17 protein-coding genes and 1 pseudogene are annotated in these 18,040 nt (G+C 43.7%); all 18 read left to right on the forward strand.

Features of this window, described 5'->3' with window-relative positions:
• Positions 1–39 precede the first annotated feature (39 nt).
• The 18 genes and pseudogenes from DW059_RS05075 (at position 40) to DW059_RS16395 (ending at position 18,034) form a co-directional block, all read left to right on the forward strand.
• Complete coding sequence (locus DW059_RS05075; RefSeq protein ID WP_117698039.1) at positions 40–2,628, forward strand: translation factor GTPase family protein; 2,589 nt, start codon at positions 40–42, stop codon at positions 2,626–2,628.
• A gap of 227 nt (positions 2,629–2,855) precedes the next feature.
• Positions 2,856–3,149, forward strand: a complete 294-nt coding sequence (locus DW059_RS05080) for a hypothetical protein (RefSeq protein WP_117698040.1) — start codon at positions 2,856–2,858, stop codon at positions 3,147–3,149.
• Positions 3,150–3,232: 83 nt separating this feature from the next.
• Positions 3,233–4,108, forward strand: a complete 876-nt coding sequence (gene aroE / locus DW059_RS05085) for a shikimate dehydrogenase (protein WP_022243991.1) — start codon at positions 3,233–3,235, stop codon at positions 4,106–4,108.
• A 15-nt stretch (positions 4,109–4,123) separates the two neighbouring features.
• Entirely contained in the window at positions 4,124–4,897 is a 774-nt protein-coding gene (gene aroD, locus DW059_RS05090; RefSeq protein ID WP_117698041.1) for a type I 3-dehydroquinate dehydratase, read from the forward strand.
• A gap of 61 nt (positions 4,898–4,958) precedes the next feature.
• On the forward strand, positions 4,959–5,471 hold the full coding sequence (locus tag DW059_RS05095; protein ID WP_022243993.1) for a shikimate kinase: 513 nt from the start codon (positions 4,959–4,961) through the stop codon (positions 5,469–5,471).
• Positions 5,471–6,643 (forward strand): class I SAM-dependent methyltransferase, encoded by a 1,173-nt coding sequence (locus DW059_RS05100; protein ID WP_330408290.1) that lies wholly within the window; start codon positions 5,471–5,473, stop codon positions 6,641–6,643. Before DW059_RS05095 ends, DW059_RS05100 begins: the two co-directional genes overlap by 1 nt.
• Positions 6,621–7,979 carry an RsmF rRNA methyltransferase first C-terminal domain-containing protein gene (locus DW059_RS05105; protein ID WP_117698042.1) on the forward strand — a complete coding sequence of 453 codons (1,359 nt, stop codon included), beginning with the start codon at positions 6,621–6,623 and terminating at the stop codon, positions 7,977–7,979. The genes DW059_RS05100 and DW059_RS05105 overlap by 23 nt, the downstream gene beginning before the upstream one ends.
• 157 nt (positions 7,980–8,136) lie before the next feature.
• Positions 8,137–8,838 carry a phosphatase PAP2 family protein gene (locus DW059_RS05110; RefSeq protein WP_158552031.1) on the forward strand — a complete coding sequence of 234 codons (702 nt, stop codon included), beginning with the start codon at positions 8,137–8,139 and terminating at the stop codon, positions 8,836–8,838.
• Entirely contained in the window at positions 8,828–9,868 is a 1,041-nt protein-coding gene (locus DW059_RS05115; protein WP_117698044.1) for a lysylphosphatidylglycerol synthase transmembrane domain-containing protein, read from the forward strand. Before DW059_RS05110 ends, DW059_RS05115 begins: the two co-directional genes overlap by 11 nt.
• 8 nt (positions 9,869–9,876) lie before the next feature.
• On the forward strand, positions 9,877–10,560 hold the full coding sequence (locus DW059_RS05120; RefSeq protein ID WP_022243998.1) for a CDP-alcohol phosphatidyltransferase family protein: 684 nt from the start codon (positions 9,877–9,879) through the stop codon (positions 10,558–10,560).
• Between the two features lie 49 nt (positions 10,561–10,609).
• Positions 10,610–11,494: a phosphatidylserine decarboxylase gene (locus tag DW059_RS05125; protein ID WP_117698097.1), complete on the forward strand. Its 885-nt coding sequence runs from the start codon at positions 10,610–10,612 to the stop codon at positions 11,492–11,494.
• Complete coding sequence (gene larB, locus DW059_RS05130) at positions 11,473–12,228, forward strand: nickel pincer cofactor biosynthesis protein LarB (protein ID WP_117698045.1); 756 nt, start codon at positions 11,473–11,475, stop codon at positions 12,226–12,228. Before DW059_RS05125 ends, larB begins: the two co-directional genes overlap by 22 nt.
• Before the next feature lie 37 nt (positions 12,229–12,265).
• Positions 12,266–13,566, forward strand: a pseudogene (gene larC / locus DW059_RS05135) (nickel pincer cofactor biosynthesis protein LarC).
• A 27-nt stretch (positions 13,567–13,593) separates the two neighbouring features.
• Positions 13,594–14,940, forward strand: coding sequence for an MATE family efflux transporter (locus DW059_RS05140; RefSeq protein WP_117698046.1), 1,347 nt, complete (start codon positions 13,594–13,596; stop codon positions 14,938–14,940).
• On the forward strand, positions 14,937–15,923 hold the full coding sequence (locus DW059_RS05145) for a Gfo/Idh/MocA family protein (protein ID WP_117698047.1): 987 nt from the start codon (positions 14,937–14,939) through the stop codon (positions 15,921–15,923). The genes DW059_RS05140 and DW059_RS05145 overlap by 4 nt, the downstream gene beginning before the upstream one ends.
• A gap of 218 nt (positions 15,924–16,141) precedes the next feature.
• Positions 16,142–16,279 carry a hypothetical protein gene (locus DW059_RS15865; protein ID WP_158552034.1) on the forward strand — a complete coding sequence of 46 codons (138 nt, stop codon included), beginning with the start codon at positions 16,142–16,144 and terminating at the stop codon, positions 16,277–16,279.
• Between the two features lie 122 nt (positions 16,280–16,401).
• A complete protein-coding gene (locus DW059_RS05150; RefSeq protein WP_117698048.1) occupies positions 16,402–17,682 on the forward strand; it encodes a C40 family peptidase in 1,281 nt (426 codons plus the stop codon).
• A 94-nt stretch (positions 17,683–17,776) separates the two neighbouring features.
• On the forward strand, positions 17,777–18,034 hold the full coding sequence (locus DW059_RS16395; RefSeq protein ID WP_242986121.1) for a hypothetical protein: 258 nt from the start codon (positions 17,777–17,779) through the stop codon (positions 18,032–18,034).
• The last annotated feature ends 6 nt before the right edge of the window (positions 18,035–18,040 follow it).

Raw genomic sequence — 18,040 nt, forward strand, 5'->3', positions numbered from 1 at the left:
GTACAGCGTAAAAAAATGTCAGAAAGGATACCTTTAAACATGAAGAAGCTGGTAATCGGAATTCTTGCACATGTAGATGCAGGAAAGACAACATTATCGGAAAGTATGTTGTATACAAGCGGAAGCATACGCCATCTGGGAAGAGTGGATAATAAGGATGCATATCTTGACAATAATGCCATGGAGCGGGAGCGTGGAATTACGATTTTCTCAAAGCAGGCAGAATTTTCCTGGAAAGATATGGCAATCACTTTGTTGGATACACCGGGGCATGTGGACTTTTCTGCGGAGATGGAGCGGACCCTTAAAGTGCTTGATTATGCAGTGCTGGTCATCAGCGGAGTCGATGGTGTGCAGGGACATACCAGAACGCTGTGGCGTCTGTTAAAACTTTATCAGGTTCCGGTATTCTTATTTATCAATAAAATGGATCAGCCGGGAGCGGATAAAGAGGCTCTTTTATGGGAAATCAAGGAGCATTTGGACAGCAACTGCATTGACTTTACACAGGAGCAGAACGAAGGCTTCTATGAAGAGGCGGCTATGTGCGAAGAAGCAGCCATGGAGAAATTCTTATCGGAAGGAAGTCTTGCATCCAATGACCTTGCACAAATGATTGCAAAGCGGGAGCTTTTCCCCTGCTATTTTGGCTCTGCATTAAAGGTGCAGGGTGTGGAAGAACTGTTAGACGGACTTTACGAATATGGCAGGACACCGCAGTATCCGGATAAATTTGGTGCTAAAATCTTTAAGATTGCAAGAGAAGAACAGGGAAACCGGCTGACTTATCTTAAAGTGACCGGAGGAACTCTTCGTGTAAAGGACATGCTTAATGGCAAAGCCGGAGAAGAAGAGTGGGCGGAAAAGGTCAATCAGATCCGTATTTATTCCGGAGAAAAATATGAGGCAGTATCCGAGGCGGCAGCAGGTACAGTCTGTGCTGTTACCGGACTGACAAAGACGTATCCGGGAGAAGGACTTGGCATTGAAGAAGAGTCCATACTTCCGGTCTTAGAGCCGGTACGCAGTGTAAAACTGGTTTTGCCGAAGGAAGTTCCGGTGGCGGTTATGCTGCCAAAATTAAAGCAGTTAGAGGAAGAAAATCCGGAATTGCATATTGTATACCGGGAAGAAACCGGAGAGATTCTCATTAAGCTGATGGGCGAAGTACAGCTTGAAATCTTACAGAAACTGGTAAAAGAACGCTACGGCGTAGTAGTGGATTTTGGCGAAGAAAAGATTATTTATAAAGAAACCATCCGCAATACTGTAGAAGGAGTCGGACATTTTGAACCACTGCGCCATTATGCGGAAGTACATCTTCTGTTAGAGCCGGGTGAGCGCGGAAGCGGACTGTGTTTTCAGACAGACTGCAGTGAAGATATTTTAGATAAGAACTGGCAGCGGCTGATACTGACCCATCTTGCAGAGCGGGAACATAAGGGCGTATTAACCGGTTCTGCCATTACAGATATGAAGATTACCGTAGTGTCCGGACGGGCACATCCGAAACATACGGAAGGCGGTGATTTCAGACAGGCTACTTACCGGGCGGTAAGGCAGGGGCTGATGGAAGCAGATTCTGTATTGTTAGAGCCATATTATGCATTCCGTCTGGAAATACCGGAAGAATGTCTGGGTCGTGCAATGCATGATATGGAGCAGCGTAATAGCAGAATGGACGCTCCGCAGATAGAAAATGGAATGGCACTGCTCACCGGAAGCGGCCCGGTATCGAAGCTTTCGGATTATCAGAAGGAATTAAATACCTATGCCAAAGGGCGTGGCAAATTCTTCTGCACATTGCAGGGCTACGAGGTGTGCCAGAATCAGGATGAGGTGGTAGAAGCTATCGGTTATCAGCCGGAGGCAGATTTATATAATACATCAGATTCCGTATTCTGTGCCCACGGAGCGGGCTATCTGGTGCCGTGGTATGAAGTAAAAGAGTACATGCATATGCCATCTGTTTTAGAAGAAGATGGCGGCACAAAAGAAGAACGGATAAAAGTCCACCGTCCCGGCGTAGTAGAGGACTGGGTAGATACCGATGAAATCGATGCTATTTTAGAAAAGACCTTCTATGCCAACCGGCAGGAAGGAAAACGCAAAAACGGTGTTGTGCGAAAACGCAAAGCAGAAAACAATGCACCAACCGTCCGTACTTACCACAAGCCGGAAAAACTGGAACGCTATCTACTGGTGGATGGCTACAATGTAATTTATGCCTGGAAGGATTTACATGAACTGGCAGAAGTGAATCTGGATGGAGCCAGAGGCAAATTGCAGGACATTCTCTGCAACTATCAGGGCATCTTTGGTGGCGAAGTCATTGTGGTGTTTGATGCATACCGCCTGACCGGACATAAGACAGAACAGTTGGACTATCACAATATCCATATTGTCTTTACGAAGGAAGCAGAAACGGCAGACCAGTACATTGAACGCTTTGCCCACGAACATCACAATCATTATGATGTAACGGTTGCAACCTCCGATGGCTTAGAGCAGATGATTATCCGCGGCCAGGACTGCAAGCTGATATCTGCCCGGGAGTTTGAACAGGAAGTAAAACGGGCGAACAGCGCTATGTGGGATAATTACCGGAATGGACAGAATATTTTCTGATAAATATTGCCATGGCATGGAAAAAAAGCTATGATAGAAAAAGAGTTTCACTCGGGTGATTACGATAGAGGAAAACAGGATGCAACCATTGTATCTGCCATTTGACAGATGTTTCTTTTGTAATAGGAAATGTCATCGTTCTAAGACACTGCATTTTGCTTTTGTGATTTAGCCGGTCTTTCCAATGTTTGACAAGATATCTGTACGGTGCGCCGGAATGCGGATGCATGAAGCAGGCTGTTAGGGGCACTTGGAATTTCGGCGGCAAACCGGCAGCACTGGCACAGGGATGTGCCAGTGAGGCGCATCTTAAGCATGGATGCGAATATGCGCCGGTTGCCGGACGAATTCGTAACTTTATCGAAATTCTTAGTGCCCCTTGCAGGTTTGCTGTGGCATCCGCCTCCGGCGGACAGTGCAGATATCCCGTCAAAGCAGGTGGAAAGACAGTCTACTACAAGCAAAATGCGTATCTAAGAACGATAGGACATTTCCTGTTCATCAAAAGAAAACATCGTTAAATGGCAGCAACAATCGTTTGATCGTTGTTTTGCGTTATCGTAATCACCTGAACAGAATCATTTTTAGCAGAAGGAGAAAAGACATGGAAGGAAAAGGAAGAATAACAGGACATACAGGATTATTGGCATTGATCGGTTCCCCGGTAGGACACTCAGGCTCCCCGGCAATGTATAACTATAGCTTTGAAAAATTAGGATTAGACTATGCATACGTAGCATTCGATATAAAAGTAGAAGAAGTAAAGGCAGCCTTGGATGCCATGCGCCTTTTCCACATGCGTGGCTGCAATGTAACGATGCCATGTAAGACAGAAGCTGCAAAATATATGGATGAGCTTTCACCGGCAGCCCGGATTATCGGAGCAGTCAATACCATAGTAAATGAAGATGGAAAATTAATCGGACATATGACAGACGGTGAAGGATTTGTAGGCAATTTAAGAGACCATGGAATTGAGATAAAAGGAAAGAAAATCACAGTAGCAGGAGGCGGCGGAGCAGCCACTGCCATTCAGGTACAGTGTGCGCTGGACGGGGCAAGAGAAATCAGCATTTTCAATATCAAAGATGACTTCTTCGAAAGAACACTGGAAACAGCAGAGAAGATTAGAAAAGAAGTGCCGGGCATTGTGGTAAATGTGTATGACATTGCAGATACTGCAAAGATGACAGAAGAGATTCAAAGCTCTGACATTTTTGCCAATGCAACCATCGTTGGAATGAAACCGATGGAAAAAGAAAGCGTTGTGAAAGATACATCCGCATTCCGTCCGGGACTGGTGGTTGCAGATGCCGTTTATAATCCGGAAGAGACAAGATTACTCCGGGAAGCAAAAGAAGCAGGCTGCACCTGCCTCAATGGAAAAGGAATGTTACTGTGGCAGGGTGTTGCTGCATTCCGCCTGTACACCGGAGAAGAGATGCCAGTACGGGAAGTAAAAGAGAAGTTTTTCCAGTAGGATAAGGAGTAAGAAATGGAGCAGACGGTAGTCAGAATCAGGACATTGGAAATCGGAAGCGGAATGCCAAAGATTTGTGTTCCGGTTGTAGGAAAGACGGAAAAAGAAATATTAGAGGGCGCAGAGCGGGCGAAGGATGCAAAACCGGATCTGGTGGAATTTCGTGTGGACTGGTATGAAGAAGCTGCAGACAGTAAAAAAGTAGTAGCACTGTTAGAAAAGCTTCGTAAATGTTTGGGAGAACTGCCGGTTTTATTTACCTTCCGAAGCAGCAGGGAAGGCGGAGAAGCTGCCTTAAGCGACGGAGCATATCAAAGCTTAAATGAAGCTGCAATTGCATCCGACTTTGTGGACTGCGTGGATGTGGAATTATTTTCCGGGGATGCTGTTGTAAAGGCAGTAGTAGCGGCAGCACATAGCAATAATGTAAAAGTCATTGCATCCAATCATGATTTTGAAAAAACACCGGCAGCAGAAGAACTCCTTGCCAGACTTCAGAAAATGGAAGCACTTGGCGCAGATATTCCAAAGATTGCCGTTATGCCACAAAGCAGCAAGGATGTTTTAACACTGCTTACGGTAACGGAAAGCTGGAAGGAAACAGGGAAGACACCTGTTATTACCATGTCTATGGCAGGAGAGGGCTTAATCAGCCGTCTTTGCGGAGAAATCTTTGGCTCGGCAGTTACCTTTGGCGCAGCCGGAAAGAGCAGCGCACCGGGACAGATAGATGCAGAAGAACTGCGGCGGATATTGGAAATCATACATCAGAATAGCAATAGACAGTAAAAATAATAGAGAAGAATTTCAATCGATATTTGGAATCATACATATGGAAAGGAATTAGAAAATGGCAGAGAATATTTTTCTGATTGGATTTATGGGAGCCGGAAAGAGCACCATAGCAAAAGTATTAAAAGAGAAATTAAATGTTCCTCTTTGCGAAATGGATGAAATGATTGCAGAGCAGCAGAAAATGGCTATCTCTGACATTTTTGCACAGTATGGTGAAACACATTTCAGAGATTTGGAGACACAGCTTGTAAAAGATATTTCAGAAAAAGACGGTGTCATCGTATCCTGCGGTGGCGGTGCAGTGCTGCGGGAAGAAAATGTATCTTTTATGAAAGAAAATGGCAGAATCGTTCTGTTATCTGCTACACCGGAAACCATTTATGAGAGAGTCCGCTACAGCAAGGACCGCCCGATTTTAAATGGCCATATGAATGTGGAGTACATCCGTGAACTGATGGAGAAACGTCGCAGCCGTTATGAAAGTGTTGCAGACCTTGCGGTGGCAACAGACGGCAGGAGTGCAGAGACAATCGCAGATGAGATTATTGCAAAGTTAAGAGAAGCATAATGGAAATGAGAGAGTATATAGAAGCAATCGCAGAAAGCTGCAGGAAGCTGATTATCAGTAAGCCTGCCACAAAGCAGGAAGAGTATCGTAAAATTATCGTACAGAAAAAGGAAGCCTTTTTCCAGATGGAAAAATATACGGACAAGCAGGTATTTCATGAGAATCTATCTGTAGAAGAATTAGAGACAGCATTGGAAGAACTGATGCAGAATCATTTTCGTCAGCTCAATGGATTTGATATAGAAGCAGAGCATATTCTTCTGGTATCCAAAAAAGGAGTGCCGTCTTATAAAAAGAAAAAGCTGCAGAATGCAGTAAATGAGACTGCAACCCATAACCGGAAGAAAAATTATCTCTTAGAAGAAGGTAAGGTCATTCCGCCGTTGGTGGATATGGGAATTTTTACTGCAGAGGGCAAAATCGTCCGCACCATGTATGATAAGTTTAAGCAGATTAATCGTTTTGTTGAAATCATTGATGATTATGTGAAGGACTGCAAAAAGGAGAAGCTTCATATCATTGATTTCGGCTGCGGCAAGTCCTATCTTACTTTTGTTATGTACTACTACTTTACGGAAGTGCGCAAGATTCCAGTAGAGATTGTAGGACTGGATTTAAAGAAAGATGTCATAGAAAAATGTAATCAGGCAGCAAAAAAATACGGATATGACACCCTGCATTTTGAACTGGGAGATATCAATGGCTACAAAGCACCGTTTCCGGTGGATATTGTAGTATCTTTGCATGCCTGCGATACCGCAACGGATTTTGCCTTATACAATGCTATCAGTTGGGATGCGGAAATGATTTTCTCCGTGCCATGCTGCCAGCATGAATTAAATGAGCAGATGGAGAGCGAAAAGCTGCATCTGATGACCCGTTATGGCATTATCAAAGAGCGTTTTGCAGCACTGACAACGGATGCAATCCGTGCCAACCTCTTAGAGTGCTGCGGATACAAGAGCCAGGTCTTAGAATTTGTGGATTTGTCCCATACGCCAAAGAATCTTCTGATCCGGGCGAGAAAGGCAAAGATTTCAAAGGAGCATAAGCATAAGCTTTTAAAAGAAGTGGATGCCATGTGCGAAGAATTCCAGCTAAAACCGTTACTCTACGGATTACTGCAAGTGGATGAAGGGAGAAATACGGATGCATTCAGAACAGGAAAATAATAGTTTCCCGGTAGAGTTTTTAGAGAGAATGAAAGAAATGTTAGGGGAAGAGTACCCGGCATTTTTTGAAAGCTTAGGGCAGGAGCGGCAGCAGTCGTTCCGGATTAATACAGGGAAAACCAGAGTATCAGGATTTTTACAACAGACAGATTGGAAGCTAAAACCGGTTCCATGGTGTGAGACCGGTTTTTATTATGGAAAAGAGATTCGTCCGGGAAAACATCCTTATCACAATGCTGGTGTGTATTATATTCAGGAGCCGTCGGCAATGGTACCGGCAGAATGTCTTAAGGCACAGCCGGGGGATATCATTTTAGACCTCTGTGCAGCTCCCGGTGGAAAGAGCACCCAGATTGCGGCAGCTATGAAAGGGGAAGGAATCTTAATCTGTAATGAGATTCATCCGGCGAGAGCGAAGATTTTATCTGAAAATATTGAGCGGATGGGAATTAAAAATGCACTGGTATTAAATGAGACACCGGAGCATCTGGCAGAGCGTTTTCCAGGCTGCTTTGATAAAATCATGGTGGATGCACCATGCTCCGGGGAAGGCATGTTCCGGAAGAATGAAGAGGCCGGAAATGAGTGGAGTATAGAAAATGTCAGATTATGTGCCGACCGGCAGGACGGCATCTTAGACTGTGCGTATGAGATGTTAAGGCCCGGCGGCAGGATGGTATATTCCACCTGCACCTTTGCACCGGAAGAGGATGAAGGAAGTGTGCACCGTTTCTTAGAACGTCATCCGGACTGCCAGATTGCAGAAGGAATTGACAGTGAAGGCTTCATTCATGACAAAGAAGGCTGCATCCGACTGTTTCCGCATAAAATCGAAGGCGAAGGACATTTTGCAGCAGTGATAACGAAAGCAGGCGAAGGTTATGGCGGCTTTGGACTGACGGAAAAGGGCATAAAGGAAAAAGACTGCCCGGAATATCTTTCTTTTGTAAAAGAGAATTTAAAAGAAAAACCTCAGGGAGCATTGCTTAAATTTGGAGAGCAGCTCTATCTGATGCCGGAAGGATTTCCTGCTTTAAAGGGGCTGAAGGTATTACGGCCGGGACTGCATCTTGGCACCTTAAAAAAGAACCGTTTTGAACCATCCCATGCACTGGCACTTGCCATGCAGCCACAAGAGGCATTTCATGTTGCCATGCTTTCTTCTGGCAGCCAGGAAATCAGACAGTATCTGATGGGACAGACTTTTTCATGGGGAGGAGAAAAGGGCTGGTATTTAATCTGCGTAGATGGCTACAGCATCGGCTGGGGCAAGCTGGCAGGTGGAATTATGAAGAATCATTATCCGAAAGGGCTTCGTATGGTGGATATTACCTAAAAAGAGAGAATCTGAAAAAAGCTGCTTAAAATAAAACAAAATTAAGGAAATATTAATAAACACCGGGAATATCTGCTTGTGATTTAAAAGAAAATCGAATATGATTATTAAGTCGGAAAAAATAGAAAGTTAGAAAATTATGTGTGAAGAGACAAAGTTGGGAAAATTTTATCAAAAATACATAGCAAAATGGATACCATCATATGGACCACTGCCATTGGCATGGTGTGCCATTTTTAATACCATTATTTATTGGGGCACCCAGAGGCTGATGGCAAATGCAAAGCATTATGACCTGACCAGCAATCTGGACAGGAGTATTCCTTTTGTAAAAGAGTGGATTATTCTGTATGTTTTATTTTTTGCGTTCAGTTTAATAAATTATATTCTGGTATCGAGAGAAGATAAGGAAACATTTTTCCGTTTTGCAACAGCGGATATGTTGTCAAGAGTAATCTGCTGCATCTTATTTATATTGCTTCCAACCACGAATATTAGACCGGAAGTGACAGGGCATGATTTCTGCAGCTGGCTGGTGCGTTTTATCTATGCATCGGATGCACCGACGAATCTCTTTCCATCCATCCATTGTCTGGTAAGTTGGTTCTGCTTCATCGGGGTAAGAAAGAGCTGTAAGCTGCCGGGCTGGTACAAAGGATTTTCTTTTGTGATGGCAGCATTGATTTGTGCATCCACCCAGTTTACCAAACAGCATTATATGATTGACCTGGTAGCAGGCATTTTTCTGGCAGAATTCTGCTGGTTTGTATCAAAGCATACCGGAATGTACCGTCCGGTAATGAAAGTTTTTGATAAAATCGGAAGAAAGATATTTGGGGTGAAGCATTATGATGAGTAAGAAAAAAGGAATACTGAATGCAGTTTTTCTTATTACCGTATTTGCAATTACCATATATGCAATCTTTCATGGACAGGATTTAGGTGAATTGTTCGGCTATATCCGGAATACGGATTACCGGTACTGGCTTGTTGCGGTGGTCTGCGTGGTATTCTTTATCTGCAGTGAATCTGTTATTATATTTTATATGATGCGAAGCATCCGGCAGAAGATAAAACTTATGCATTGTTTCCTGTATTCCTTTGTTGGATTCTTTTTCAGCTGTATTACACCATCGGCAACCGGAGGACAGCCGGCACAGATTTATTATATGAAAAAGGATAAGCTGTCCATACCGGTATCGACACTGGTTTTAATGATTGTAACCATTACCTATAAGCTGGTACTTGTGGTACTCGGCACATTGGTTGTAATCATTCGTCCGGCACAGATTATGCATTATCTTGAACCTGTGCTGGGATGGTGTTATCTGGGACTTTTATTAAATGTCTTTTGTGTGGCATTTATGATGTTTCTGGTTTTCCATCCGACACTGGCAGCTAATATGATGGATGCCATCATAAGAGGACTTGGCAAAATTCATCTGATGAAGCGTACTGAATATTACCGGGAAAAAATGGCAAATGCCATGAAGCAGTATCAGGATGTGGCAGGATATTTCCGTACCCATAAATTGGTCGTAACCAATGTATTTCTGATTACCGTAGTACAAAGACTGTTACTCTTTTTTGTAACATATCTGACCTGCCGTTCCTTCGGAATCAATGGAACAGGGATGGTAACCATTGTTGTATTACAGGGAATGATTTCCGTTGCGGTGGATATGCTTCCGTTACCGGGAGGAATGGGAATCAGTGAATCACTGTTTTTATCTATTTTTGCACCAATCTGCGGCACACTGACATTGCCGGCGATGGTGGTAAGCAGGGGACTCAGTTATTACACAGAATTAATTTTAAGCGCAGTTATGACAGTCGTAGCACATTTTACGATAGGAAGACCGCATAAACAGAAGAGGGAAGAAAGGTAGAGGAAAAAATGATAGGTTTTTATGATTATACAGTAGTACTTACATATATTAGTCTGATGTGTTCTGTTTTTGGAATCACTCAGGCAATTGGAGGACATTATAGAACAGCAATTATCTGTCTGGCATTATCCGGATTATTTGATATGTTTGATGGAAAGATTGCAAGAACCAAAAAGAACCGTACTGATGATGAAAAGTTATTTGGCGTTCAGATTGATTCCCTTTGCGATGTAGTCTGCTTTGGTGCGTTCCCGGCAGTAATCTGTTATGTGCTTGGTGTAAGAGGTATTCTTGGAACCATTGTTCTGGCATATTATTGTGTCTGCTCCGTGATTCGTCTTGGATTCTTCAATGTGTTGGAAACCAACCGCCAGAGAGTAGAAGAGGGTGCCAATAAATATTATCACGGACTGCCGATTACAACGATGGCAATCGTACTGCCACTGGCATTTATGCTGAACTTTGTAATTGCGGAGCGTGAATTCAGTGTGTTACTACTCTTTGTTTTGGCAGTAGTTGGCACATTATTCATTGTAGATTTTAAATTGAGAAAGCCATCTAATGCATTTCTTGCAGTTTTGGTTATCCTTGTGGCATGTGCAGTAATTGCAATCTTCTTATTCTCAAAATATCATATTTCACTGTGCTTTCCGGGACTGGAGAATTCCATTTTAGACCGTCTGATGAGGTAGAAATTGCGTAACATTTCCTGCAATAAGGAAAAATGAGGAGGAAACGAGGATGCGTTGTGTAGATCGGAATGGAAATGAAATTGGTGAGAATGCAGCACAGGGCAGAGTGTTAAAGGCATTGTATGAGACGGCTGCCGGAAGAATTTTACTTGGAATTCTGGTGAAACCTTTTGTTTCCAAAGCAGGTGGATTCCTTTTGAACCAGCCGGTATCAAAGGCTGCAATTGCACCATTTATAAAAAAGAATCATATAGATATGACAGATTATGAGGAACGGGAATACCGTTCCTATAATGATTTTTTCACCAGGAAAGTCAAGCCGGGACACCGGAAATTTGACCGTGTTAAGGAGAATTTCTGTGCACCCTGCGACAGCAGGCTCAGTATATATCCCATTACAGCAGAGGGAAAAGTCCGCGTCAAGGATACGGAATATACCATGGAGAGTCTTTTCCGCAGCAGGAAAATCGCCCATCATTATGAGGGCGGAACCCTTTGTATTTTCCGTCTGACGGTAGATGATTATCATCATTACAGCTTTGTGGATGATGGCAGAATGGGGTACATCTATAGGATTCCGGGTGTTTTTCATACGGTAAATCCGCTGGCGGGAGAAATATATCCGATTTATAAGGAAAATACCAGAGAATTTTCTGTGCTGAAAAGTCAGCATTTTGGCAATATTTTAATGATGGAAGTGGGTGCACTTATGGTAGGCAGAATCTGTAATGAGAAAGAAAACTGCCCGGTGCACCGTGGAGAAGAAAAAGGTAAATTTGAATTTGGCGGTTCTACGGTAATTTTGTGCCTGGAAAAAGACAGGGTAGAACTGGACGCAGATATTGTGTATAATTCCAATAAAGGAGTCGAGACGAAAGTCCGGCAGGGGGAAAAGATTGGAAGGATGTCAGAATGGAAGCGCATGAAGTATTAGAACAGGTGAAAAGCGGAAAGATGACCGTAGAAGAAGCGGAGCAGTTTTTTAAAAGGGAACCATTTGAAGAGATGGGCTATGCAAAGATAGACAGCCATCGGAAAGTGCGTTCCGGTTTTGCAGAAGTGGTATTCTGTCAGGGAAAACGGGATGAGTTTCTTCTTGAAATCTTTCAGAGAATATACAAGGATGAAGGCGAGGTCATGGGAACCAGGGCGTCTTTGGCACAGTATGAGCTGTTGCACAAGGAATTACCGCAGGTTACCTATGACCCTGTTTCTCGTATATTAAAAATTGAAAAAAAGGATAAAAAACGCAGTGGACTGATAGCAGTATGTACGGCTGGAACGGCAGATATTGCAGTGGCAGAAGAGGCTGCGCAGACGGCAGAGTTTTTCGGAGCCAATGTGGAACGTATTTATGATGTGGGAGTCAGTGGAATTCACCGTCTCCTTTCAAGGCTTGAGGTAATCCAGAAAGCCAACTGTGTTGTTGCAGTGGCTGGCATGGAAGGAGCACTGGCAAGTGTTTTAGGCGGACTGGTAAGCAGGCCGGTAATCGGTGTACCAACCTCCGTAGGCTATGGAGCGAATATGGGAGGCATTTCTGCATTGCTTACCATGATTAATTCCTGTGCCAATGGTGTTGCAGTGGTAAATATTGATAATGGTTATGGTGCAGGCTGTCTTGCAACACAGATAAACAGACTGGGGGTGCATGATGAAGAAGCGTAGTTTATATCTGGACTGCCATACCGGAATCAGTGGTGATATGGTAGTGGCGGCTTTACTGGATGCAGGAGCAGACAGAGAAGTCTTAGAAACTGTTTTAGGAGCATTCCGGTATCCGGCTTTGGGATTGCAATCAGCAGAGTACAAAAGGCGGCCCTGTCGGCATGTGATTTTAAGGTCATCTTAGATGCCGCCCATGAGAATCATGATCATGATATGAAGTATTTATATGGGAAGGAAGAATCGCACGCACATGGAGGGCATTTCCATTCGGAAGAATCGCACGCACATGGAGGGCATTTCCATTCGGAAGAATCACATACCTATGGAGAGCATTCCCATACGGAAGAATCATACACCCATGGGGAACATCATCATCACGAACACCGCGGTCTGACGGAAATTTATTCCATAATCGATGGCACGAATATGCTTGATAGTGCCAGGACACTTGCTAAGAAAATATTTAGGATTTTAGCAGAAGCGGAAGCAAAAGCCCATGGTGTTCCGGTGGAAGAAGTACATTTTCATGAAGTGGGAGCCTTGGATTCAATCGTAGATATTATTGCAGCGGCAGTTTGTGTTGATAATCTTGGAGTAGATGAGGTCATTATACCTGCCCTGTGGGAAGGGGAAGGAACGGTGCGCTGTCAGCATGGAATCCTGCCGGTTCCGGTTCCGGCAGTGACTAACATAGTGATGGAATATGGAATCCCGCTTGGAAAAATAGGTGAAGCGGGAGAATATGTGACTCCGACAGGGGCTGCAATTGCAGCGGCTATCTGTACGTCAGGAGAGCTGCCGGAATGTTACCGGATTGTGGGAAACGGACTGGGCGCCGGAAAGCGGGACTATAAGCGGCCGGGACTGCTCCGGGCATTGCTGCTGGAAACAGAAGAACCGGTCTATGAAAGTGATTCTATTTTAAAACTGGAATGTAATATCGATGACTGTACCGGGGAAGCACTGGGCTATGCCATGGAGCTTTTACTGGAAAATGGCGCAAGAGATGTCCATTATATACCGGTCTATATGAAGAAAAACCGCCCGGCATATCAGTTGACAGTAATCTGCAGGAAAGAAGACCGGGAAAAATTAGAAGCAATTATATTTCGTGAGACAACAACCATTGGAATCCGCTATGTAGAAATGGTGCGGACGATTCTGCCAAGAAGGATAGAAAAGCGGCAGACCTCCTATGGTGAGGTGGCGGTTAAAATATGTGAGGGTGAAGGAGAAGTGCGTATTACTCCGGAGTATGAATCCATCCGGGAGGTATGCAGAGAGAGAGGACTTCCTTTTCAGAAGGTATATGATGATGTATTGCAGGAGTTGAAATAAGGATATGAAAAGGATGAGGTTAAAAGGATGCATACAAAAACAGATTTATTAGAGGGTAATATTTTAAAATCTTTGATTTTATTTGCAATTCCACTTATTATTTCCAATTTATTTCAGCAGCTCTATAATGCGGCAGATACCATGATAGTAGGCCATTTTCTGGGTGATGAATCACTGGCAGCAATCGGTGCATGTGCAGCGGTTTATGAACTGCTGGTAGGATTTGCACTGGGGTTTGGAAATGGACTTAGCATGGTAGTGGCAAGAAGCTTTGGTGTAGGAGATAAAGACTTGTTAAAGCGTGCAGTTGCAGGCTCTTTGGTAATTGGAGCAGCGGTGACGGTTGGTGTAATGCTGATTGCACAGATTGGACTTCGTCCGCTTCTGGTCTTGTTACATACACCATCAGAAATCATTGAGGAATCCTATTCTTATATTTATATTGTAACAATCTGTGTTGGAGTAATGTTTGCATATAATCTGTTGTCCGGATTGCTTCGTGCAATTGGAAACAGTTTTATGCCGCTGGCATTTCTGATTATTTCGTCCGTTATCAATATTGTACTGGATGTTCTTTTTATTACACAGTTTCAGATGGGAATCCGCGGTGCAGCAGTGGCAACGGTGGTAGCACAGGGAATTTCTGCAGTATTATGTGCCATTTATATTATGAAAAAATGTAAGATTTTAATACCGGCACGGGAGCATTTTAAAGTAGATGGACCACTTTACCTGGAACTGACAGGCCAGGGGCTTTCCATGGGCTTTATGTTAGCTATTGTATCTGCAGGAACAGTAATCCTGCAATATGCTATCAATCAGCTGGGTTATCTGATTATTGCGGGACATACAGCAGCACGAAAATTAAACAGTTTTTGTTCGTTGCCATTAATGCCACTGGCAATGGCAACAGCAACCTTTGTATCCCAGAACCGGGGAGCAGACCAGCGTGACCGTATCCTTAAGGTAGTACGGTATGCCATGATACTGTCTGTTGGCTGGGCAGTATTTATTACCGTTATTGTTGCATTTGCCGCACCTTCCCTGATTGCATTGCTCTCCGGCTCATCCGAAAGTGTAGTTCTTGAAAATGGTGCCAGATATATCCGCTGGAATACACCGTTTTATTCGGTTCTTGGAATTCTGCTGGTACTTCGAAATGTGTTACAGGGACTTGGTAAAAAGGTAGTGCCACTGGTTTCAAGCATGATAGAGCTGGTAGGAAAAATTGCATTTGTTCTATTGTTTATCCCAATCTTGAAATATTTTGGTGTAATTATCTGTGAGCCGGTTATCTGGTGCCTGATGTGTATCCAGCTTGTCATATCCTATTACAGAGACCCGTATATCCGTGGAAAGGAAGAAAAGAAATGAAGCTTGGAATCGTAGGAACAGGAACTATCGTAGAAGAAGTACTTCCGGTATTGCAGCAGGTAAAAGGGCTTTCCTGCTATGGAATTTGTGGAACAAAGCGCAGTGAAGCAAAAGCAGAAAAACTAAAAGAACAGTATCAGATGAAGCTTGCAGTAAGTGATTATGAAAAGCTTCTGGATTCGGAAATTGATACGGTCTATATTGCTGTGCCAAATCTTTTACATTTTGAAATGGCAAAAGAAGCAGTTCTTCGTGGAAAACATGTTATTGTAGAAAAACCCATGACAGCCAATGAAAGACAGGCAGAGGAGCTTTGTGCCCTTGCAAAGAAGCAGGGAGTATTTTTATTTGAAGCTATTACCACACGGTATCAGTCGAACTATCAGTTTATCAAAGAGCAGTTACCGACGATTGGCAAAATTAAAATGGCAGTCTGCAATTTCAGTCAGTATTCCAGAAAGTATGACCGTTTCCAGAATGGAGAAAACATTCCTGTTTTTGATGCAAAGCAGGCAGGTGGAGCTTTGATGGATTTAAACTTATATAATATCCAGTATTTAGAAGGCTTGTTTGGAGAACCGCAGTCTGTGCATTATACCGCAAACACGGAAAAAGGAATTGACACCAGCGGTGTTGCAATTTTATCTTATCCCGGCTTTCAGGCAGTTGCAATAGGCGCAAAGGACTGTCAGGGACAGCCGGAATATCGCATTGAAGGAAGCGAAGGCTACATTGCCCAGAACAGCCCGTGTAATATCTGCGGCGCAGTGACCATCCATTACCGGGATGGAAGAGAGGTATCCTATGATGGAAATGGAGATGCACACCGGATGTATGCAGAGTTTGTTTCCTTTGTAAATGAGATAGCATCAAAGGACACTGAAACCTGCTACGAAATGCTCGACCACAGCCTTGCGGTCAGCCGGATACTGACCCGGGCAAGAGCGGATGCCGGAATTGTATTTCCGTGTGATGAAAATTAGTCAAGTATGATTTAGTCAATCGTACTTGACTAAATTGTATTTGACGAAGGTAATCCTTCCATCTCCACACTATCTCCATATCTATGTAATAAGATGTAACAAGTTCGTAACAACTTGCGAATGATTACATAGGAAATTGCGAGAAGAGAAAATTATTTGAATTTATTTTAGAAAATGAACAATAGCCAGGCAGGCCAGCAAAGTGCGAAGGCATTTTCATGGCTGTTAGGGGCACTTGGAATTTCGTATGGGAACAGGCAACGCCGGTACATGGAAGTACCGGCGAGGCGCAGATGAACATGGATGTGAATTTGCACCGTTTGCCGGATAAAAAGAATACAATCCGAAATTCTTAGTGCCTCTTGCAGACATGATGCGGTCTTTGCATTTGCCGGACTGCCCGGCTATTTCATTCATTTATTAAAAATAAAATATCTCTTCTGCAATACCTGATGATTACATAGGTAAGGAGACAGATATGAAATACAAAACAGTAAAAAAATTATGGTTTGCAGCCGCAATCCTGACAACTACAACTTCATTATGGACCAATGTCAATGCCATGGAGACACCAGCTGCATCCGGTGCAGGCGTAATCCGGGCACTGAATGAGCAGCGCATTTTATCTGAGCAGTATGCACTGCAGCAGATACAGACAGGAGCTGGTGAACTGGCAGAAGGTGAAGCAGAAATAAATGATGTGGCAGAACTTTCACTTGGAAGTGCAGAAGGGGAAATGCCGGCAGCAGACCAGCCGGAACTTGCGGTTGCAATCGCACCGAATTATGTGAATATTCGAAAAGAACCGTCTACAGAAGGAGAAGTGCTTGGAAAACTTTACCGTAATACGGTAGGTGTGATAGAGGCGGCAGAAGAGGGCTGGTATTATATTACTTCCGGTTCAGTCAGCGGCTTTGTCAGTGCAGAATATATCTGCGTGGGAGAAGAAGCAAGAACACTGGCGGAAGAAATTGGCACACAGCTTGCCCGGGTAACTACAACAACTTTAAAAGTGCGTACGGAAGCATCCACAGAGGCTGCCGTATTAGGACTGGTACCGGAGGGCGATATACTAACGGTAACAGAGACGCTGGATGGCTGGTTAAAGGTTGATGCAGAGGAAGGGGAGGGCTATGTGGCAGCAGATTATGTAGAAACCTATACGGAATATCCCCATGCAGAATCCATTCAGGAAGAGATAGAACGGTTAGCAAGAGAAGAAGCGGCAAGAAGAGCAGCACAGGAAGCGGAAGAAAGAAGAAAAGAGGCAGAGCAGCAGGCAGCAGCACAAAAGAAGGCAGCAGCGAAGCAGAGCACCAATCATACAACAGCAGGGAATGCAACATCTAAAGCTTCAACATCTGGAAATGCTGCATCCGGAAACAGCGGAACAGCGGCGTCTGCATCTGATGCCGGTTTAGGCAGGCAGATTGCAGATTATGGATTGCAGTTTGTAGGAAATCCATATGTATATGGTGGAACCAGTCTTACAAATGGGGCGGATTGTTCCGGCTTTGTGCAGAGTGTATATAGGAATTTTGGAATTAATCTGCCAAGAACTTCCGGTGAGCAGGGAGCCTGCGGAAGTGCAGTGGCATCTTTGGCAGAAGCACAGCCGGGAGATTTAATCTGGTATTCCGGTCATATCGGAATCTATATCGGAAGCGGACAGATTGTGCATGCAAGTTCAGCAAAGACCGGAATTAAAGTATCAAATGCAGGCTACCGGACGATTCTTTCTATCCGAAGAATTGTATAAAGAGAATAAAAAATTTTATCCGTGGAGATACTGACTACAATAGAAAAGAGTATAAATTAGTAGAAAAGATTGTAGCAGGAAGGATAGAAGATATATGGGAACAAAGGGAACCATTATCATTCAGGAGTCAGAAGGAAGGATGCCCCAGGAACTCTGCCAGCAGCTTTTAGAAGAGGGCTACCGCATTGTATACGAAGAAGACAGGCGGGCAGGAAGTCAGATTGAAATTGGAACGGCCTGCATCTTAGAAGTAGACAATCATTGTATCAGAAGAGGCAGGAAAAAGATTCATCTGACACCTAATGAATATAAAATTTTATATACCATGGTGAAATCTCCCCACCGTATATAGCAGAAA

Origin of the sequence: Roseburia sp. AF42-8 (genome assembly GCF_003435965.1) — a bacterium.
Classification (GTDB): Bacteria; Bacillota; Clostridia; order Lachnospirales; family Lachnospiraceae; genus Roseburia_C; species Roseburia_C amylophila.